The following is a 21,385-nucleotide window of genomic DNA, read 5'->3' on the forward strand; positions in this document are numbered from 1 at the left end:
ATTATATATTAATATTTAATTATTTAGTACATTTTATACAACAATATTTTAACGTATAAAATTAGTAACAGCTCTAGATTCTTTTTCAGGTAATGAGATTCCTGCTTCTTTACCAGCTTGTATAGATTTTAAAAGCCAAGCCATATTTTTTCCTAAAGTTCTCATTGTTTGCATACCTTCTAAATCTTGTTTAACTTCTTCTGGAGTATTTCCATGAACCATATTCCAATATTGAGAAGATACAACAGGCATATTTGAAATAGTAAAATATTTATTTAATTGCTCAAAAGCAGCTGTCGAACCACCACGACGACAACTTACAATTGCTGCACCAGGTTTGTATTGAAAACTGTTTCCAGCATAAAAAAACCTATCTAAAAAAGACGTTATTGCACCAGAAGCAGCAGCATAATGTACTGGTGATCCAAAAATAAATCCATCAGCTTCTTTAGCTTTCTCTAAAGCTTCATTTACCGTATCATCATTAAATACACACACACCATTAGTTTTATAACATCCTCCACAAGCCATGCAGCCACGAACAGGCTTATTTCCAACATGGAATATTTCAGCTTCAATATTTTCCTTTTCTAATTCTTTAGCAATTTCAGTTAAAGCTGTATAAGTACACCCCTTTACTTTAGGACTACCATTAATAAGTAATACTTTCATAATTACACCTCATTTTAATTGTATATTTTATACATTGATATTATTAATATACAACAATGCGGTTACAAAAGATAGCACGCACTTAAAAGTACGATACTATCCAAAAGGAAAGTTAGAAATAAAAATTAACAAATTTTTATTTCTTGCTATTTTAATACGTAAAAAAAGCCGTAATGCAACGCACTACGACCTTGATGGCAGGGGCACTAGGATTTGAACCCAGAACCAATGGTTTTGGAGACCACTACTCTACCGTTGAGCCATACCCCTAAGACATTAATTAGTATATAACATAAATCTAAATAAAGCAACAAGTTTTTTGTTTACTACCCTATTTTTTTATTCTTTATAAAATTAATATTATTCATTATATTAATTTTAGGCCTAAATTTATAAAAAATAAAGATAATTCTCATCAATTAATTACAATTTTTTGACGCCATAACCACATAAATAGACACATTAAAAATAATAGAAAACTATCCTTAATCTATTATTTTTAATGTGTCTTATTCTTCATTTTCTATAAAAATTTCTCGTATTTATTTTGCTGCTGTATTATTTTCTGAAGTTGAAGTAGTAGCTACAGGTGTATCTTCTTTTATTTTTGCCCATTTTGCTAATTCATTTACATTATATAAAATCAGCTCATCAAAGGACATATCACCATAATACTTCCATAATTTTATTGTATTATAAGATGATAAATCTAATTTTGTGTTTTGCTCTCCATCAACTATTATAATAACTTTTTTAGGATCTAAATTATTTACCTTAATGAATTCAGCCATTTCATGATTATCAAGCTGAATTGTACTTAAATTTAACCCTTTAGTTAAATAATCAAAGTCATTATTTAAAGTTATAAACTTATATTCACTTAATGAACTTATTTTGTCCTTATACTTATTTATCTTATCTTCAAATTCTTTAATAGCTTCATTATAATTTTCTTCATAATAATCTCTATTTTGAGGATCTCTATCTTCAATAGCTGACTTTACATTATATAATGCTATTTTATATTCTTCTATTCCTTCAAAATAATATGGATTTTCTTTATTATCACCACTATGTGAATAATTTAAAAGTCTTACACCTCTAGCTAAGTTTATTATACCAAGATTTCCTTTTTTTAATTCATCAATAAAAGAACTGCTCCAAGGTTCAAATGAAGTCCCTGAATACATAAATACATCCATATTTGATATATTGTTTAAAACATCTTCACTATATTTAAATTCACTAATGTCTTTTTCATTAATAAACATATAGTCTACACTATTTTTATCTTTTATTATTTTTTTTACCATATCGTACTGGGGTTTATTAACTGTCATTATGTTTAAATATTTCTCTCTGTTTTCAACTCTGTTATTTTCAGTATTTGCTAATAATGGACTTGAAAATAAACTCATACCAAAAGACAATGCAATAGTTATTACTACCATTGCAAAGGTAATCTTTTTCAAAATAAGCCACCTCCGAAATTTAACCATCTACAACTCTATATTACTCTGCTTATTATTCTGTTAATTAAGTTTAGTATACATTTAGATTTATTATACCAATTAATTAAAAATAAATATATATAAATTTATTACATATTTTTAAATATTATATTATACTATAAATTCAAAAATATGAAATAAGATTATTAATTTGCTTTTATAAAATTTTGAGATAAAATAAAAGAATGAGAATTTATTCTTTTAAATTTTTAATTAGATTTATAAGTTCTAATTAATAAAATTCATAGTTTGCAAAATTAATTTGTTTGTATTATCAAAAATATATAATAAATTTAGATGAATAAACTTTTTTTAAACATATATATAATTGCAATTTAATTCTTCAGCAAAATTAAGTTACAATAACTAAATTTAATGAAGATTGTTTTTTGCAACATTAGTATGGTTAATTATCAAAATTTAGCTTATAGATGTAATATTTTAATTCTCACTTAAGGAGGTCACCATATTTCATGGAATTTGAAGTTTATAGCGTAGATGAAACTACACAATTAGGAATAAAACTAGGCAGGCTATTAAAAGCTGGCGATATAGTTTGTTTAACTGGAGATTTAGGTACTGGTAAAACTCATATAACTAAAGGAATTGCAAAAGGTTTAGGCATAAGTGACAATATTACAAGTCCAACCTTTACAATTGTTAATGAATATGAAGGAAATGAATTAAAGCTTAATCACTTTGATGTCTATAGAGTAAGCGATCCTGATGAAATTTATGCAATTGGATTTGACGATTATATTTTTTCTGATGCAGTATCTGTTATAGAATGGGCAAATTACATAGAAGAAATTCTTCCAAGAGATTTGCTTCATATAAAAATAGAAAAAGATTTAGTCAAGGGTGAAGATTATAGAAAAATAATTTTAACTCCTTATGGAGATAAATATGATTATATAAAGGAGTTGTAAATATGATTATACTTGCTGTCGACTCATCTTCAAAGGTTGCAACTATAGCCTTAATGAAGAATGAAAAATTACTTAGTGAAATTACTTTAAATGATAAAAAAGAACATTCAGTAATATTAATGAATATAATTGAAGATTTATTAAAGAACAATAATTTAACAATAGGTGATATTGATGGATATGTTGTTTCTAAAGGCCCTGGTTCTTTTACTGGACTTCGGATAGGAATGGCAACTGTAAAAGGATTAAGTTTTGGAAGTGGCAAACCATATGTCAGTGTATCTAGTTTAGATGCCTTAGCACTTAGTGCATCTAATTTTGATGGTCTTATATGCCCTATAATGGATGCTTTAAGAAATAGTGTTTATACTTCATTATATAAAAGCAATTCAACTTATTGCACTAATTCTGATGAATCCACTGATACTGATATTAAATATGAGTTACCAATTACATTAGAAAAACTTTTAGATCATTCATCACTAGATGTTGATGAATTAATAGAATTAATCAAAGCTAAAAATGAAAAAGTTGTATTTATAGGTGATGGAGTAGATAAATATAGAGATTACTTAATTAAAAATTGCCCTAATTGTTATTTTCCACCTAATCATCTTAATTTAGTTAGGGCTTCATCTTTAGGTGAGTTAGGCAGTCTATTTCTAAGAAATGGGGTCTTTGATGATCCAAACTCTGCTCCGTTTTATCTAAAAAAACCTCAAGCTGAAAGAGAATATGAGCAAAGGATGAAGTAAAATGAATTTAGTTATTGATTTCATGAAAGAAGAAGATATTGATGATATTTTAAATATTAGCTCATTAAGCTTCTCTATTAGCTGGAGCAAAGATTCTTATACCCAAGAACTAACTAATCCTGTTGCTAGATATCTAGTTGCCAAAATTGATAACAAAGTTGTAGGTTTTATAGGGACCTGGATTGTCCTTGATGAATCACATATAACAAATATAGCTATACATCCAAATTATAGAAAACAAGGTATTGCCTCTAAACTTCTTAAAGAATTTCTTAATTATTGTAAAAGTCTAGGCTGCACCTCTTTCACTCTTGAAGTGAGAACCAGTAATAAAGCTGCTCAAACCCTTTATAAACGTCATAATTTTAAGCAAGATGGCATTAGGAAAGGATACTATGAAGACAATAAAGAAGATGCAATAATAATGTGGTTACAAGAATAAATAAAACTTAAACGAGAGAGCTATCAAAATATATAAAACATTTTGATAGCTCTCTCGTTTAAGTTTTCTAAAATTACTCTATTTCTTATTCTTTTTCAAAATCAGATTTAGGAACCCCACATAGTGGACAAACCCAATCTTCAGGAATGTCTTCAAATTTTGTTCCAGCTGCAACCCCATTGTCTGGATCTCCTAATTCTTCATCATAAACATAACCACATATTGTACAAATGTATTTTTCCATAATCAAAACCCTCCTATAAATTAATAATACATATTTATTAATTACATGTATGCCATATTAATAATTGCTCATTAAATTAAACATATATGTAAATTAAAGCGCTTCTACAATTGTTTTTCCAAACTCTCTGCATCTATTTAATGCATCCTCATCTGGATTCCACAATTCTTTTATTCCTGAATTAATTATTTCAAAGCCGCCTTTTTCTAGTTCTTCTGTCATTATTTTTGTAGCTTCTCCACTCCATCCATAACTACCAAACGCAGCTGCCTTTTTACCTCTAAATCTAAATCCTTTAAGCATTTCTAATATTGATGCTGTTGATGATAAAACACCATTATTTATAGTTGATGATCCAATAAGAACTATCTTTGATTTAAATGATTCTACAACAATATCATTTTTATCACTTTTAGCTGAATTAATAAGCTTTATTTCTACTTCTTTATTAGTACTTGTTATTCCTTCTGCAATGCTTTCTGCCATTCTTCTTGTAGCATTCCACATACTGTCATAAACTATTGTAATTTGATTTTCTTTATATTCATTTGCCCATTCTAAATATTTATTTACTATTTGAATTGGATTATCTCTCCATATTATACCATGACTTGGACAAATCATATCAATCGGTAAATTAAAGCTTAATATTTCTTCAATTTTCTTAACAACTTGTTTGCTAAATGGAGTTAAAATATTTGCATAATATTTAAGTGCTTCTTGATATAACTCTGCTTGATCAACCTTATCATTATACATAAATTCTGAAGCATAATGTTGACCAAATCCATCATTACTAAATAACATATTTTCTTCTGATAAATATGTAAACATAGTATCTGGCCAATGAAGCATGCTAGCTTCTATAAAAGTAAGCTTATGTTTTCCTATATCTAATGTATCTCCCGTTTTAACCTCCACAAAATTCCAATCTTTATGATAATGTCCTTTTAATATTCTGACACCACTTTTTGTACAATAAATTGGAGTATTGGGTATTTCTTCCATTAGATCCACTAATGCACCACTATGATCAACTTCTGAATGGTTAATAACTATATAATCAATTTTTTGTATATCTATTTCTTTCTTTAAATTAGCAATAAATTCTCGACTAAATGGTTCCCAAACAGTATCTATAAGTACTGTTTTTTCATCTCTAATCAAATATGAATTATATGAAGACCCTTTATGTGTAGAATATTCATCTCCATGAAATTTCTTTAACTCCCAATCAATTTTACCAACCCAAGTTACAGTATCATTTATTTTTAAGCTCATGCCTAAACTCCTTTTCTCTTAAAATCTATAATAATATAATATCAAATTAGGCATTATTATTCAATAGTTATTATTAATTAGCTAATACTTTTCTTCTTAATTAATTTATTATTTTATCCACTAATATAGTATGCTCATTAACATTTCATTTTATTAAAAATTTAACTTAGGCTCTATTATAGTTCATTTTTTACTATGTTCATTAAAATTATGATATAATCAATATTAAATATAGCTAATAGGCTAGCTTTCATGAATAATTATAAAAATTGAAAGGAGATACTGCTCATCTTAATTTTTAGTAACACTATTAAATTTTGATTAGCTGTTAAGTAACTAGGTGTTTGCAATTGAACGAATTAAAATTATAAAAAACTATTTAATTGAAAATAAACAACTTGAAGTAAATATTTTAAGTAAAATGTTAAACGTATCAGAAGTAACTATAAGACGTGATTTAGAAAAATTAGAAAAAGAAGGTTTTATAACTCGTACTCATGGTGGTGCCGTTTTAAATTCTGAAGATAATATTTATATTGAAAATAATTTAACAGATAATGCTTATGAAGAAAGTACTGATTATAATGATATTGCTGATATTGCCATTGAAATGATTAATGATGACGATGTAATAATGCTATCTAATGGAATAATTAATCTTTCTATAGCAAAAAAATTAATTACAAAAAAAAATTTAACTATCGTAACTAATGATATTTTAATTGCTGCTGAACTTGCTAATCATCAAACAATAAAAGTAATTCTGCTAGGTGGAGTTATTGATTCTTCTACTAAATCAGTCTTTGGTACTCTTACAATTGATAATTTAAATCTCTTTTTTGTAAATAAATTATTTATAGAGGTTAATGGTATTTCAAGCAATTTAGATGTTACTGTATCTAGCATTAATATAGCTTCCCTTATTCAAGCCTCTATTAAAAATTCAAATGAACGAATTGTTTTATGTTCATCAGAGGCCTTCAAAAAAAATTCTTTTTATAAAGTAGGTAAATTAACAGAAATAACAGAGAAAATTATCACGAGTCCCAATATAGATGATAATTTTAAAACAGAAATCTTCAATAATAATATTCAGTTATTTACATCTGTTAATGCTTTTGAAGATCATCTATAATAAACTATTTTTGATATGGAGGTACTTATGAATATTCCTAAGTTATCATTACGCAATGTTAGTAAATATCTTACTGAAGATTTTTCACTAGACGATATTAATTTAGATTTTTATTCTGGGGAAGTTCATTCAATAATTGGGGAGAATGGCTCTGGTAAATCCTCAATAATAAAAATAATTAGTGGTATGTTTTCCCTTGATAATGGTAAAATGATTTTAGATGAAAAACCTGTTGTGTTTAAATCAATCTCTGATGCTAGGAAATTAGGAATTTATTGTATTTCACATGATACTACTCTATTTCCTAATTTATCAATCTATGAAAATATTTTTTCGTATACAATGGTCACTAGTAATAGACTTTTTAGTACAGTTAATTTAGAGAAGCTTCGCTGCCAATGTTATGAACTGTTTAATGAATTTAATATTAATCTTAATGTAGATGCTCCAATTTCTACTTTAAATTATCCTCAGCAGCAATTAATAGAACTTTTTAAAGTTTACGTTTCTTCTGCAAAAGTAGTAATATTAGATGAGGTTTCATCATCTTTTACTTCTGTAGAAAAAAATATTTTATTTTCAATTATTTCAAAGTTGAAGTCTAGAGGTGTATCTATAATTTACATTACACATATAATTGATGAAATAAAAATGGTTTCTGATAAATTAAGCATTATATCTCAGGGTAAAATTGTATATTCTAAGAATATATTAAATATTACAGATGAAGATATTATAACTTTGCTATCAGTATCTATACGTAAAAATTCATATCCTAAACTTAATATTGAGCTTGGAGAAAACGTTTTATTGGTTGAGAATTTACAATTTCAAAATTTGCTTAACAATGTGTCCTTTAAATTAAAAAAATCTGAAATTTTAGGAATTACAGGTTTAATTGATTCTGGACGTTCTATTTTAGGTCAATGCTTATTTGGAAATGTAAATTCATATAAAGGAAAAATCTCGGTTAATGGGATTACAAAAAAAATCACTTCTCCCAGTGATGCCATTAAATCAGGAATTGCACTGCTTCCTGATTATCCTTCTCTAAATTCATTATTTGAATGTTTAAACTTAGAAAAAAATATAACTTCTGCTTCTCTAAAAAGATTTGAAAGTCATAAATATCTTCATAAAGATATTATATATGAAGTTACTAATTCATATATAAAAAAACTCAATATTAAACCTGGAAATCAAAGAGATAAAATTTCTCATTACAGTAGCGGCAATCAACAAAAGACTGTTCTTGCAAAATGGATGATGAGTAGAGCAAAAATATATATTTTAAACGAACCAACACGAGGTATTGATATAGCATCTAAAATAGATGTTTATAATTCTATTAATGATTTAGTCCGAAAAGGAGCTTCAATTATTCTTATTTCATCAGATATTGATGAAATATTAGGAATGTGTGACCGTACCTTAGTACTAGCTCATGGGGAAATCGTTTCTGAATTTAATAGAAATTATGCAACTAAAGAAAAAATAATTTCAAAAGCAATTCATGGTTAGGTTAATTTGTTTCGCAAAGTACGATTGACAATTAAAAGTGTGTAGAATCTTTCAGTATATTTATAATTTACTGTATTCTTCTCTCTTAATAATATAATTCCACTAAAGCTCATTACAAATTCCTATATGAAATTACAAGGACTATGTTTTCAAAATTATAAATCTGATCAATTCATAATTTTGATTTAACATAGTCCTTAAAGTGTAATCTATTATGTCTTTAAAATTATTTTGAGTTAATATATTATTTTAATTATTGCGCTGAAGATTTGGATTTTGTATAAACATCAACTGCTACTGCTACTAGCAAAACTAATCCTTTAATAGCTTGTTGCCAGTCAATGCCAAGACCCATTATTGACATACCGTTGTTTAGAACCCCCATTACAAGTGCACCTATTATAGCACCCATTATTGTACCAATTCCACCTGAAGCTGATGCCCCTCCTATGAAACAAGCTGCTATCGCATCAAGTTCATAGTTTGTTCCAGCTTTTGGAGTTGCAGCTCCCAAACGAGCTGATACTATAAGACCTGCTATTGCAGAAAGTAATCCCATATTTACATAAACCCAGAACATTACTCTTTGTGTTTTAATACCTGAAAGCTTTGCAGCTTTTTCATTTCCTCCAAGTGCATATACATGACGTCCTGCAATTGTTTTTTCTGTTATGAATGTATATATTAATATTAATGCTCCGATTAAAACTAATACAATTGGAATACCTTTGTAATTAGCTAGACTCATTGTGAAAAGATTTATTGCTATAACTACTACTGATGTTATAAAAATTGCAAATCCTATTGGCTCTCCTTCTATATTATATTTCTTTCTATTGTTTATTTGCTTTATTGTCATAAATACATATAGAATTGATAATAATATTCCTACAGCTACTGCAATTAAATTTAAGTCTCCAATTTTTAATGTTTCTGGCAAAAAACCATTTGCTGCAATTGAGAAAGAATCTGGAAATGGTGCTATTGTTTGTCCTTTCAATATAACCATTGTTAATCCTCTAAAAATAAGCATACCTGCTAAGGTTACTATAAATGCTGGTATTCTTACATAAGCTATCCAGAAGCCTTGCCACGCACCTACTAATGCTCCTATTATTAAACAAATTATAACAGCTAATGGCACTGACATATTCATTCTTACCATAAAAATTGCTGATATTGCTCCAATGAAAGCTGCAACAGAACCAACTGATAAATCTACATTCCCTGTTAATATAACGATTAACATACCTACCGCTAGTATTAAAACGTAACTATTTTGAAGAATTAAATTGGTTACATTCATAGGTTTAAAAAGTACACCATTAGTTAGAATTTGAAAAAATACCATAATAACAACAAGTGCTAATGCCATAGTATATTGTCTAATATTTTTTTTAATAAAAGCTTTAATATTTTCCATTATCTATCCACCTCTTTATTAATCATTATACATTTCATAATACTTTCTTGAGTTGCTTCTTTTTTTGTAAGTTCTCCAACCATTCTGCCTTCATTAACTACGTATATTCTATCACAAAGCCCTAGTAATTCTGGCATTTCAGATGAAATTACCAATACTCCACGTCCTGATGCTGCTAATTCATTTATAATTGTATAAATTTCATATTTAGCTCCTACATCAATACCTCTTGTCGGTTCATCAAGAATTAAGACTTGAGGATCTGTAAAAATACATTTACTTAGTACTACTTTTTGTTGATTACCTCCACTTAAATTTCCAACTGGCTGCAACACACTTGATGACTTAATTTTAAATTTCTTTCTAAAAGATTCTGCAATCTCATTTTCTGTGTTTTTATTAATAATACCGTTTTTACTAACACCCTTTAAATTAGCTAATGTAGTGTTCTTTAATATTTCATCCATTAATATGAGCCCATAATTTTTTCTATCTTCAGTAACATACGCTAAACCATTTTCTATAGCTTTACTAACATTACTTAAATTCACTTCTTTATCATTCATCTTTACTGTACCAGATATTTTTTTACCATAAGCTCTTCCAAATAAACTCATTGCTATTTCTGTACGCCCTGCTCCCATAAGCCCTGCAAACCCAACAATCTCACCTTTTTTAATGTGAAAGTTTACATTGTCTACAGCTTTTCTAGAATCATTATATGGATCATATACATTCCAATTAGATACATCAAATAAAGTATCTCCTATTTTAGCATCTCTTGGTGGAAATCTATCTGCCATATCACGTCCAACCATTCCCTTTATAATCCTATCTTCAGTAATTTCATCAATACCTTTTGTCATAGTTTCTATACTTTTACCATCTCTAATGACTGTTATCTCATCAGAAACTTTTGATATTTCATTAAGTTTATGGGATATTAAAATTGAAGTCACTCCATGATTTTTCTTTAAATCAAGTAATAATTCTAGTAAACGCTCACTGTCTTCTTCATTCAACGCTGCTGTAGGTTCATCTAATATAAGTAATTTAACATCTTTTGAAAGAGCTTTTGCTATTTCAACAAGTTGTTGTTTACCAACTCCTATTTCTGAGATTAATGTATTTGGATTTTCATTAAGAAAAACCTTTTTTAATAATTGTTGAGATTTTAAAATTGTTTGATCCCAATTTATTACCCCTTTATTTGCTTGTTCATTTCCCAAAAATATATTTTCAGCTATAGATAAATAAGGTATTAAAGCCAACTCTTGATGTATGATTACTATACCTAATTTTTCACTATCTCGAACACTACTGAAATTACATATATTCCCTTCATATGAAATTGTCCCTGTGAATGTATTACTAGGATAAACCCCACTTAGTACATTCATAAGAGTAGATTTTCCTGCTCCATTTTCTCCTACAATAGCATGAATATCTCCATTTTTTACCTTTAAGTTAATACCGTTTAAAGCTTTAACTTTTCCAAATGTTTTAACTATATCTTTCATTTCAAGTATAAAATTAGACATTTATATTGTCTCCTTTCCATGCTTTTATTATTACTTATATATTACTTTAAGTCTTTTTCTGTATAGTACTTTGAATCAATCAGAACTTCTTTATAGTTTTCTTTGTTTACTACTAACGGAGTACATAAATATGATGGCACAACTTTTTTACCATTATCATATGTTTTTGTATCATTTATTTCCGGTTCAGACCCTTTAAATATAGCATCAACCATCTTTACACATTTTTCTGCAAGGGTTCTTGTATCTTTAAATATTGTTGAATATTGCTCTCCTGCAATTATTGACTTAATTGAAGAAAGTTCAGCATCTTGCCCTGAAACTACAGGCATCTTCTTATCTCCGCTTCCATATCCAACACCTTTTATTGATGAAATAACACCTATTGAAATACCATCATATGGAGATAAAATAGCATCTAAATTTTTATCAGCATAATTTGCAGTTAATATATTATCCATCCTTGCTTGAGCTGTAGCTCCATCCCAACGCAAAGTTGCAACTTTATCCATTGTTACTTGTCCACTATTTACTACTAATTTACCTTTATCTATATATGGCTTCAGTATAGACATTGCCCCATCATAAAAATAATATGAATTACTATCATCTGGAGAACCTCCAAATATTTCAATATTAAAAGGACCGTCTTTATGTTCTAAATTTAATCCTTCAACAATTGATGTTGCTTGTTGAACTCCAACTTTAAAATTATCAAAAGTCGCATAATAACTCACATTTTCTGAATTCTTAATTAATCTATCATAGGCTATAACTTTTACTCCAACATCTCCCGCTTTTTTTAGTACATCAGTTAGTGAATCACCATCAATACATGCTATTACTATTACTTTTGCCCCTTTAGAAAGCATATTTTCTACTTGAGCAACTTGATTATCAATCATGTCTTCTCCATATTGTAAATCCACTGTGTACCCCTTTTCCTCAAGTAATTTTTTCATGTTATCACCATCTTGAATCCAACGTTGTGATGATTTTGTAGGCATTGATACACCAATAAGCTTTTCATTATTTGTAGCTTTGCAGGAAACAAGAGAGAAAGACATTGTAAATAATGTAACTGCGAGTATTGATACAGATAGCAATTTTTTAATCTTCATAAAATTACACACATCCTTTTCATTTTTATCAATAACATTTAAATAATTTAATATAAGCATATGCAAAGTTAACGTTTACATGGCACTTAGAATGATTCCATACAAATTTTTTTGCTTTCATATTAATTCTATTTTAACTTAACCCCTCTCATATAATGTTTATTTTTGTTTTATTGTGTTCTTTTGTTTTCGTTTTCATATTTAAATATTATCACGTTTAAAATTGGCTGTCAATACTGTTTATGCATATACTTTTTATAAACTTAACTGCTTAATTAATTTTATTTTCTTGCTGCGAATTTGAATATTTTCTTTCGTTTTTGTTTTTTTATTTCAAATATTTATTTCGAACAAAATAAAAGACTGTTTCAAAATAATTAAATCATTTTGAAACAGCTGTATTTTAACCTATTATATAGTTTTTGTTCTATTTTCAGGGCTACCAAAGTTTGGTTCTGCTTTAAAAATTGAAACTGATACTTTTTTATATACTATATATGTTACTACTGATACTATAAAAGCCTTTATTCCATTGAAAGGCAACAATCCTAAAGTTATATATTTGATTGATTCTGCTGGTGACATTTGCATTCCATAAGCTGGTAATAAGAAATAAACATTCGCTATAATACCTACTACTTCCATACAAACTGCACCTAAAATCATTCCTAAAATTGCAGTTTTTTTGCTTTTCTTTTTATGATATACAAGCCCTGCTGGTAATATTAGTGATACTCCAACCAAAAAGTTTGCAACTTCTCCAATTAAACCTGTTTGCGTTCCTTTTATTAATACTATCACTATATTTTTAATTAATTCTATAAGTACTCCCGCTAGAGGACCAAATCCAAATGCAGCCATTAATGCTGGAACATCACTTAAGTCAATCTTAAGCCATGGAAAAAGTGGTATTATTGGAAAATCAATATACATAAGTATAAGTGCTAATGCTGATAATAAAGAAATTTTAACCATTTTATTAGTATTATTATTCATTTTTTGCCTCCCAAAAGTTATCTCCTGGTGTAGCTTATTAGTTAATTTAATTTTTTCTTCCCTTATTTATCTAATAACATAAATCAAAAAGCCCTGATGCAAAAACATCAGGGCACATAATCCAATAAATAAGAATAAAGAAAAACTTAATTCCTAATAGGTTACCTTCTTTCATCCAGACTATACTGTCGGCTTCGGAATTACACCGAATCAACTCTATTAAAGCTCGCGGGCTATACCGCCGGTAGGGATTTACGCCCTGCCCTGAAGATATATTATATTTTCTTAATTATATAATTTAATTCTAAACTTTGCAATATATTTTTAATATTTTCTAAACAGCTCTAGTAAACAAGTTCTAAAATTCTTTACAATTTGAAATATTCCTCCATTAATACATCTAGATCTTTTTGTATTTCTAGTTTTTTATTATATAAAGTATTTAGCTTTTCATAATCAGAAGAAAACTTAATAATTTCCTGTTCTATATTCTTCAGCCTTTCCTCAAATTCTTCTATTTGTCTTTCTAATTTTAATCTCTTAAACTCGTTGTTACTACTTTTTGTCGTTTTAGATGTTTTTTCTTTTTGAGGCTTTGCTATCTTATCTTTAGTTTTAGCTTCTATAACTAATTTTGAGCTTTTTATCTTGGCTGACTTTTCTTTATAATATTCATAATTACCATCATAAGAAATTAATGATCCTTCTGACATTTCTACAACTCTGTTTGCTATATTATTTATAAAATATCTATCATGAGATACAAACATAAGCGTACCTTTAAATTCTTTTAAGAAGTCCTCTAATTCCTCTCTTGAATCAATATCTAAATGATTTGTTGGTTCATCTAAAATCAAGAAATTCACCTCACTATACATTAGCATGGCTAGCTTTAATCTGCTTCGTTCGCCACCTGAAAGAGTTCCAACTTCTTTGAATACCTGTTCACCAAAGAACATATATCTTGCAAGGTATTCTCTTGCCTTTCCATCAGTTATTACGACGTCTTCTCTAAAACATTCTAATATAGTTTCACTATCGTCTTGAAAGACTATATTTTGTGGTAAATATCCAAGCTTTATAGAACTACCTAAATGTGCAGTTCCATCATCTGCCTCATTAATTCCAAGTAAAATTTTAATCAAGGTTGATTTCCCACATCCATTTGCTCCTAGCAGTGCCACACTTTCTCCATTTCTTATTAATAATTCAGCTTTATCTAATAGAACTTTTTCACCATAACTTTTACATAAATCCTTGATTACAACTACATTATCTCCAGATCTATTCCCCGTAACTGAATTTATAATAATACTATCTCTTTCTTCTACAGGTTTATCTATTCTCTTAATCTTATCTAAAAGTTTCTGCATGCTTGCAGCTCTTCTAAAAAACTTACCATTATCTCCTCTTTGCCCCCAGTCTCTCAGCTGAGCAATAGACTTTTCCATCTCTTTAATTTTTTTCTGTTGATCTAAAAATGCATCCATTTGAAGGTTAAGCTGTCTTTCCTTCTCGTCTACAAAAGCTGTATAGTTACCATAATAACTTTTTGATACCATATCCTCTATTTCTACTATCTTTTTAACTACATTATCTAAAAAATATCTATCATGGGATACTATTATTACTACTCCTTTGTAATCTTTAAGATATGCTTCAAGCCATTCCATAGCATCTAAATCTAAATGATTAGAAGGCTCATCTAATAATAATATATCTGGATTTTGAAGTAGTATTTTCCCAAGAATTATTGTAGTTTTTTCTCCACCACTTAATTGTGAGAATAACTTTTCCTTAAAACTATCATTAATCCTAAGCCCAGTACAAACTTTACTTAACTTCTCCTCTTTTTCATAACCTCCTAAACTCTCATAAAGGACTTGTACCTTTGAATACTTATTTAATACCCCATCCATATTCGCTTCATCAACATTTGAAAGCTGTTTTTCTAATATTTCTAATTCCTTATAGACATTATCAATATTTTCAAAGGCTAAATTTAATACATCAATGACTTTTAAATCATCTGCATAAATTGGCATTTGTTCAAGATATCCTAAGTTTGCTCCTTTTTTAAAAGACAAAGTACCACTTTCATAGCTTTCACTACCTATAATTATTTTTAGAAGTGTACTTTTTCCACATCCATTACTCCCTACAATCCCAACTTTTTCACCTGTTTGCACCTCAAAGGTAATATCATCTAAGACCTTAGCTGATCCATAATACTTTTGTAATTTATTTAAAGCTAATTCTATCATTTTTAATTCCTCCAACATTTTCTTTATTTTTGTGTTTTTTGAGTTTCAACATCAAGAACATCATTGCTGGAATATATAACAACGCTATAATTCCAAATGTTATTGAAAAACCTATTTTTTCTGCCAGCATACCAAACAAAGGGAATACACCTATCATAAATGCACTGAAACATAAACTGTCAAAGGACAATATCGTTGCCCGATACTCTGATGGTATCCTTGAATTTATATAATCACTGAATATTGTAAATGCCAATCCTCCAGTAATTGATGTTACAAGAAAGAATGCTATAGATAAATTCTTGATAAACGCTAGTCCAATTAGAGAAAGTATATTTACTACTGCTATACTTATTAAGGTTCCATTCAATTTCAATAGTTTTTCAATTCTATATGCATACTTTGAGCTTATTGCTTCGATAAGACTACTCAATGCACATATTATAGCAATTTCAGTCTTTGAGTAACTCATATCTGAAAAATACTGCTGACTATAGAAAAATACAGTAGTTTGAAGACTTGCTACCAAAGAAGAAAAAAGTATTAAATACAATACCAATCTCCTTACCTTAAGCACTTTTATACTTGTTACTAATTGATTCACTATTAAGTTTCCTTTTTGCTTTTCCTGATTTTCATTTTTCTCTTTATCTTTCTGGATAGGTGGTTCACTAAAACTATAAGCTGCTATTAGTGCTCCTATTTGTATAATAGTTCCTAATATATACGCATATAAAAATTTTATATCTGCTAATATTCCTCCTAGCAAGACAGCCATACCTTGTGCAACAGACATAGCAAAAGCTAAATTTCCCCATATTTTTTTGTACTTTTCCTCTTCACCCAATTCTTTTAAACTATCATAAACTAATGCTTCAGCTGCTCCAGAGTTTAAATTCATAGACGCAGAACTTAAACTAAAAGCAATTGCAAAACCTAAAAAGCTATCTGATATTATCATAAGAATACAAGAAACTATACTTACAATTCTTCCTGTGATTACACTAAACTTTTTTCCATACACATCTGCAATAACACCTGTAGGTAATTCAAAAAGAACTCCTGTTATATGATAAATAGATTCTAAAAGTCCTATTTCAACTAAGGACATACCTCTAAAGGCTAGATATAAAACCCATATAGCTGAAGTAATATTTAATTGTAATAGAAAATTATATATATAACTGACTGATATATTTCGTTTTAATTTATTATTGATACTCATGTTTTATTGCCTCCAATTAATATAATCATTATAGTTTTTTGCAAATAAAAATAAGCCCCTTGTTAATCTTCTTTATTAATACAAAATTATTAATAAAGCTAACAATAAAAGGCTTATAGAAGAGAGTGTCTCCTGAAGTTTTAAGTCATAACACCAAGTAAAACTTTTTAAATGAAATTTTATATTCCATCTAAATTTAGTTGAACTTATAACCTCAAGGGGCACAATGTAACCTTAAGGTCATCTAGTATTAAGACAAAACAAACATTCATATTAAATAAGTACACAATAAAAGGACTCAAAGCACAAAACCTTGAGTCCTAAAAAATCTTAACATATTAGTAATATGAATTCATATATTGAATTCAACTAACCGAAAGATGTAGAATCATGGATTTATACTATAATCAGTACTTATTCTAAAAATGGACGCACTCCTCCCGTTAAAAGCTGACATTCCATTTTTTGCATAAGAACTACTAGATTCTAAAATCTTATTGCAAGTAACTCTAACAGTACCAACTATATTAGCCATAATCTACCCTCCTTTTTAAATAATTACTATGATTTTATCTAAAGTATTGCTAATTGTCAATATAATTTTCTCTTATAATAGTGATCCCTTTTAGCTGAAGCTAATCCATATAAGGAATTTTGATTCATTATATTTAAAAAGCAATTTTTTTGTTTTAACAAAAAGAACCATCTCCTCCTGATTAAAATTTAATCATTTTGTGACACTCTCTTTTCTTTATATTTTCTTATACAATAAATCTTTTAACTTCTCTTTCTAGATTCATAGTGCTTTCTGTTGACTTCTTAATCAATTTTGATACTTCCATAGATTGATTCTTTATGTTTATAGCACTTTCAGCATTTTCTACTGTATCTCTCGCACCTTCACTGGAAGCATTTGCAACTTCCAAAATTATCTCTGTCATACTGTGTATAGATGATAAAAGTTCCTCGGTTGTTGCACTAAAATCAGTCATTAAACCATCTACATATTCTGAGTCTTCACTGTATTTATTTCCTACCTCCATAAACACTTCATAATCTGAAGTTACTTCTTTAGATACAAAGTTTAGTAGGTTACTTGAACTATCTGAAAGATTTTCAACTGCTGTCATAACTTCACTAGTTACTGATTGTATTTGAAGAATATTCTCTTTAGATTGTTCTGCAAGTTTTCTAATTTCATCTGCTACAACTGAAAATCCTTTGCCCGCTTCTCCTGCACGTGCTGCTTCAATAGCTGCATTTAATGCAAGTAAATTGGTTTGACCTGTAATATTCATAATTGACTCTGATAAAACTCCAATATTCTCAACTACTTTTGCATCTTCTAAAGCTTTTTCTAATCGCTTTCCTACTTCAATAATTATATTATTTGTCTTTTCTTTCGCCTCCATAACTTTTTCTTTAGTAAGGATAGCTCTATCACTTATTTTTGCTGCTGTTTCTGATCCTTCTTGTGACTTTTGAGCAATAGTCCTAACTGCCATTTCAATCTCATGAGAACTTGCTGATAATTCTTCTGAAGAAGCTGCTGTCTCCTCCATACTTGCTGCTAATTCCTCTGTTGTATCAGAAATACGCTGAATATCTTTATCTAATCCAAAAATATTTTTATCAACATCATCAGTAATTGTGTATAAAGCTTGAGATTCAATTTGTATTTTTTCGACTAAAATTTTAATGGATGATTTCATAGTTTCCATAGATTTTGCCAGATCACCAAAATCATCTTTTCTATTAATATATTTTTCAGGTAACTTTATTGAAAAATCTCCTGTTGCAATAATCTTCATATGATCTATTGAAATATTTAAGCCTTTCATAATTTCTTGCGCTACCACAAATGTAGCTGCAACAGCTAAAATAAGGTCTATAGTTAAAATAGAAAACATTAATATTTTGTTCTTATTAAAATTTTGTGTTGTTATAGCACTTTGTTCTGCTATAATCTTATCAATGTTATCTATGTAATTACCAGTTCCAATTACCCATCCAAAAGGCTCATAAGATTTACTATATGCTCTCTTGGGTGAAGCTTCTGTTGCACCTTCTTTAGGGAACCAATACTCTGTATATCCACCACCTTCTTTCATTCCATTTTTAATAATATCTTTTATCATTTCATATCCATTAACATCTTTTGAATTTAAACGGTTTGTCCCTTCTGTTTTATTACCTAACAAAACCACATTTTGTCCATCTGTTGTGTCAATCCAAAAGTATCCACCATCTTTGTATCTTAAGCCACGCACCAAATCTGATGAAAGTTTTTTTGCCTCTTCTAGGGTATATTCTCCATCTTTATATTTTTTATTAATACCATCAATTAATGTAATTACATTGCTTACTTGGCTTTTAATATACTCATCATAATCTTCACGAATAGTTTTTTCTAATACCTCTAATGAAATTCGATTTGCTTCACTTTGTTTCTGAATATTAACAACTGCAATTCCTGTAATCGCAATAAATATTAGCAAAATTAATAACAAGAGCTTTGTTCTTACTTTTAAATTATTCAACATATGAAACCACCTCATTAATTTCTTATTTTTCTGCTCATATACTTTTACCTTACTTGAATTTATTACATTTTTTGATTTAATTATACTACTTTTTTGAAACGTTTACAATATTTTAAGTATTATTTGTAATATTATGAATTTCTTTCTTAAGTATTAAATACGAATGTAAAAATTCTTTTTACATTCACTGCCCATTCCATATTTCTAATTTTAAAGTCCATTAGCAACTCAAATACTTTTGACTTAAGTAGAGCATTATTTTTATACATAAAACACATAATTTCATTTTATTATAATTGTTAAAAAAGTTAAAAGAGTAAGACGCTGTCTTACCCTCTATCTACTTAGATAACTTTTATTCTACTATAAGCTTGTCTGTTTTTAATATATGTTCTACTAACCAATCATTTAAAAAATTTAATATCTTCACTAAACTTTCATCTTGTTCTGCATCAACAGTATTATAATCCATATTTTCAAGAACCTTAATAAAATTTTCATGCTCTATCTTTTGAGTGAAAAGTCGTTTATAGTTTATACTTTCCATATACTCTTCTTCTGATTTAAAATGAAAAATAGTATATTCTTTTAATTCTGCTAATAATTCTACTATTTTATCATACTTATCAATAGACAAATCATTTTTTAACAGCATATATGCTTTATCTGTTAATTCAAAAAGCTTCCCGTGTTGTTCATCAATATGAGGTACTCCAATTTTATATTCTTCTTTCATTTCATACATAAATAATACCTTCTCCTTGCCTCTAATCTTAATTTCTTCTTAATTAATTTCAATATATCATCTTTTTCAGATAAAGTCACTATGATTTATTTTTCCATTTTATAAATATATAAAAGTTCTTATTTAAACTACTACAATCTCATCTCCAGTTTTAATATACCCCTCTTTCAATACCTTAGTAAATATTCCTTCCTTCGGCATTACGCATTCCCCTACCAAATCTTTAATTTTACAACCTTTATGACACTCCTTTCCAATCTGTGTCACTTCAAATAGAACCTCTCCAATTTTAAGTTTTGTTCCCACTGAAAGTTCATATAAGATTAATCCTTCTGTTGTGATATTTTCAGCAAATTGTCCTGTAGTTATAAAATCAATTCCAATTGCCTTCATTTTTTTTATACTCTCAATTCCAAGCAAGCTTACTTGCCTATGCCAATTTCCTGCATGAGCATCTCCATAAAGTCCATGATTAATTTTAAAAAAACCTTTTTCTATTGGATTTTTTATAACACCTTTTTCCTTACTAATATTTATTGCAATAACTTTACTCATTACAATTCATTCCTTTCAAATATACCTGATTTTCCTCCGCTTTTTTTTACAAGCATAATATTATTTATAACTATTTCCCTATCTATTGCTTTACACATATCGTAAATAGTTAAGGCTGCAGTTGATACTGCGGTAATAGATTCCATTTCAATTCCAGTCTTTCCTACAGTCTTCGTAGTTGCAATTATTTCGACTCTATTATTTTCGAAGTCTATTTTAAAGTTTATGTCACAGCCAGATATCATTATAGGATGACACATTGGTATTATTTGTGGGGTGTTTTTAGCTCCCATTATCCCTCCTACCTGTGCTATTGATAGTACATCACCTTTTGAAATAGTGCCTTCTTTTATTTTTTCAAGGGTTTCTCTTTTCATAGAGACATATCCAACAGCTACAGCTTCCCGTACTGTATCAACCTTTTCAGATACATCAACCATTTTTGCACGTCCTTCTTCATTTATGTGTGTAAGTTCCATTAT

At 28.3% G+C, this 21,385-nt stretch carries 20 protein-coding genes, 1 tRNA gene and 1 riboswitch; of the genes, 5 read left to right on the plus strand and 16 right to left on the minus strand.

Translation table 11 applies throughout. The annotated features are described in order from the left end of the window. Positions 1–48: 48 nt before the first annotated feature. From CLPUN_RS12850 to CLPUN_RS12860, 3 genes are all read right to left on the minus strand, one after another. Positions 49–672, minus strand: coding sequence for a flavodoxin family protein (locus tag CLPUN_RS12850; protein ID WP_077847670.1), 624 nt, complete (start codon positions 670–672; stop codon positions 49–51). A gap of 195 nt (positions 673–867) precedes the next feature. Then, positions 868–942, minus strand: a tRNA-Trp gene (locus tag CLPUN_RS12855). 272 nt (positions 943–1,214) lie between these two features. After that, entirely contained in the window at positions 1,215–2,144 is a 930-nt protein-coding gene (locus CLPUN_RS12860; protein WP_077847671.1) for a metal ABC transporter substrate-binding protein, read from the minus strand. A gap of 512 nt (positions 2,145–2,656) precedes the next feature. On the opposite strand from CLPUN_RS12860, the gene tsaE reads away from it, so the two are divergent. The 3 genes from tsaE to rimI are packed head-to-tail and all read left to right on the plus strand — an operon-like array spanning position 2,657 to position 4,309. Continuing rightward, positions 2,657–3,112: a tRNA (adenosine(37)-N6)-threonylcarbamoyltransferase complex ATPase subunit type 1 TsaE gene (tsaE, locus tag CLPUN_RS12865; protein WP_077847672.1), complete on the plus strand. Its 456-nt coding sequence runs from the start codon at positions 2,657–2,659 to the stop codon at positions 3,110–3,112. A 2-nt stretch (positions 3,113–3,114) separates the two neighbouring features. After that, positions 3,115–3,867 (plus strand): tRNA (adenosine(37)-N6)-threonylcarbamoyltransferase complex dimerization subunit type 1 TsaB, encoded by a 753-nt coding sequence (tsaB, locus tag CLPUN_RS12870; RefSeq protein WP_077847673.1) that lies wholly within the window; start codon positions 3,115–3,117, stop codon positions 3,865–3,867. 1 nt (position 3,868) lies between these two features. Continuing rightward, entirely contained in the window at positions 3,869–4,309 is a 441-nt protein-coding gene (gene rimI / locus CLPUN_RS12875) for a ribosomal protein S18-alanine N-acetyltransferase (protein ID WP_077847674.1), read from the plus strand. An 85-nt stretch (positions 4,310–4,394) separates the two neighbouring features. Here rimI and rd read toward each other — a convergent pair whose 3' ends face one another. Together rd and CLPUN_RS12885 are read right to left on the minus strand one after the other, a co-directional pair. Further along, positions 4,395–4,553, minus strand: a complete 159-nt coding sequence (gene rd / locus CLPUN_RS12880; RefSeq protein ID WP_077847675.1) for a rubredoxin — start codon at positions 4,551–4,553, stop codon at positions 4,395–4,397. Between the two features lie 93 nt (positions 4,554–4,646). Then, complete coding sequence (locus CLPUN_RS12885; protein ID WP_077847676.1) at positions 4,647–5,834, minus strand: anaerobic nitric oxide reductase flavorubredoxin; 1,188 nt, start codon at positions 5,832–5,834, stop codon at positions 4,647–4,649. Positions 5,835–6,174: 340 nt separating this feature from the next. On the opposite strand from CLPUN_RS12885, the gene CLPUN_RS12890 reads away from it, so the two are divergent. Beyond that, entirely contained in the window at positions 6,175–6,969 is a 795-nt protein-coding gene (locus tag CLPUN_RS12890; protein ID WP_077847677.1) for a DeoR/GlpR family DNA-binding transcription regulator, read from the plus strand. A 27-nt stretch (positions 6,970–6,996) separates the two neighbouring features. Continuing rightward, positions 6,997–8,490 carry a sugar ABC transporter ATP-binding protein gene (locus CLPUN_RS12895; protein WP_077847678.1) on the plus strand — a complete coding sequence of 498 codons (1,494 nt, stop codon included), beginning with the start codon at positions 6,997–6,999 and terminating at the stop codon, positions 8,488–8,490. Positions 8,491–8,743: 253 nt separating this feature from the next. On the opposite strand, the gene mmsB is transcribed toward CLPUN_RS12895, so the two are convergent. The 11 genes from mmsB to moaC form a co-directional block, all read right to left on the minus strand. Continuing rightward, on the minus strand, positions 8,744–9,913 hold the full coding sequence (gene mmsB, locus CLPUN_RS12900) for a multiple monosaccharide ABC transporter permease (protein WP_077847679.1): 1,170 nt from the start codon (positions 9,911–9,913) through the stop codon (positions 8,744–8,746). Continuing rightward, positions 9,913–11,454 (minus strand): multiple monosaccharide ABC transporter ATP-binding protein, encoded by a 1,542-nt coding sequence (gene mmsA, locus CLPUN_RS12905; protein ID WP_077847680.1) that lies wholly within the window; start codon positions 11,452–11,454, stop codon positions 9,913–9,915. Before mmsA ends, mmsB begins: the two co-directional genes overlap by 1 nt. Positions 11,455–11,495: 41 nt before the next feature. After that, on the minus strand, positions 11,496–12,575 hold the full coding sequence (gene chvE / locus CLPUN_RS12910; protein WP_077847681.1) for a multiple monosaccharide ABC transporter substrate-binding protein: 1,080 nt from the start codon (positions 12,573–12,575) through the stop codon (positions 11,496–11,498). Between the two features lie 411 nt (positions 12,576–12,986). Continuing rightward, a complete protein-coding gene (locus CLPUN_RS12915) occupies positions 12,987–13,571 on the minus strand; it encodes an ECF transporter S component (protein ID WP_077847682.1) in 585 nt (194 codons plus the stop codon). Positions 13,572–13,730: 159 nt separating this feature from the next. Continuing rightward, a riboswitch (FMN riboswitch) is annotated at positions 13,731–13,847 on the minus strand. 92 nt (positions 13,848–13,939) lie between these two features. Next, a complete protein-coding gene (abc-f, locus tag CLPUN_RS12920; protein WP_077847683.1) occupies positions 13,940–15,835 on the minus strand; it encodes a ribosomal protection-like ABC-F family protein in 1,896 nt (631 codons plus the stop codon). Next, positions 15,813–17,060 (minus strand): MFS transporter, encoded by a 1,248-nt coding sequence (locus CLPUN_RS12925; protein WP_077847684.1) that lies wholly within the window; start codon positions 17,058–17,060, stop codon positions 15,813–15,815. Before CLPUN_RS12925 ends, abc-f begins: the two co-directional genes overlap by 23 nt. A 388-nt stretch (positions 17,061–17,448) precedes the next feature. Continuing rightward, positions 17,449–17,595 (minus strand): hypothetical protein, encoded by a 147-nt coding sequence (locus tag CLPUN_RS28065; RefSeq protein WP_198944329.1) that lies wholly within the window; start codon positions 17,593–17,595, stop codon positions 17,449–17,451. 226 nt (positions 17,596–17,821) lie between these two features. Further along, on the minus strand, positions 17,822–19,603 hold the full coding sequence (locus CLPUN_RS12930) for a methyl-accepting chemotaxis protein (RefSeq protein ID WP_077847685.1): 1,782 nt from the start codon (positions 19,601–19,603) through the stop codon (positions 17,822–17,824). Positions 19,604–19,958: 355 nt separating this feature from the next. Next, positions 19,959–20,348: a bacteriohemerythrin gene (locus CLPUN_RS12935; RefSeq protein ID WP_077847686.1), complete on the minus strand. Its 390-nt coding sequence runs from the start codon at positions 20,346–20,348 to the stop codon at positions 19,959–19,961. Between the two features lie 123 nt (positions 20,349–20,471). Then, positions 20,472–20,903 carry an MOSC domain-containing protein gene (locus CLPUN_RS12940; protein WP_077847687.1) on the minus strand — a complete coding sequence of 144 codons (432 nt, stop codon included), beginning with the start codon at positions 20,901–20,903 and terminating at the stop codon, positions 20,472–20,474. Continuing rightward, positions 20,903–21,382 carry a cyclic pyranopterin monophosphate synthase MoaC gene (gene moaC / locus CLPUN_RS12945; RefSeq protein ID WP_077847688.1) on the minus strand — a complete coding sequence of 160 codons (480 nt, stop codon included), beginning with the start codon at positions 21,380–21,382 and terminating at the stop codon, positions 20,903–20,905. The genes CLPUN_RS12940 and moaC overlap by 1 nt, the downstream gene beginning before the upstream one ends. Positions 21,383–21,385 lie beyond the last annotated feature (3 nt).

Origin of the sequence: Clostridium puniceum (assembly GCF_002006345.1) — a bacterium.
Lineage (GTDB): Bacteria > Bacillota > Clostridia > Clostridiales > Clostridiaceae > Clostridium > Clostridium puniceum.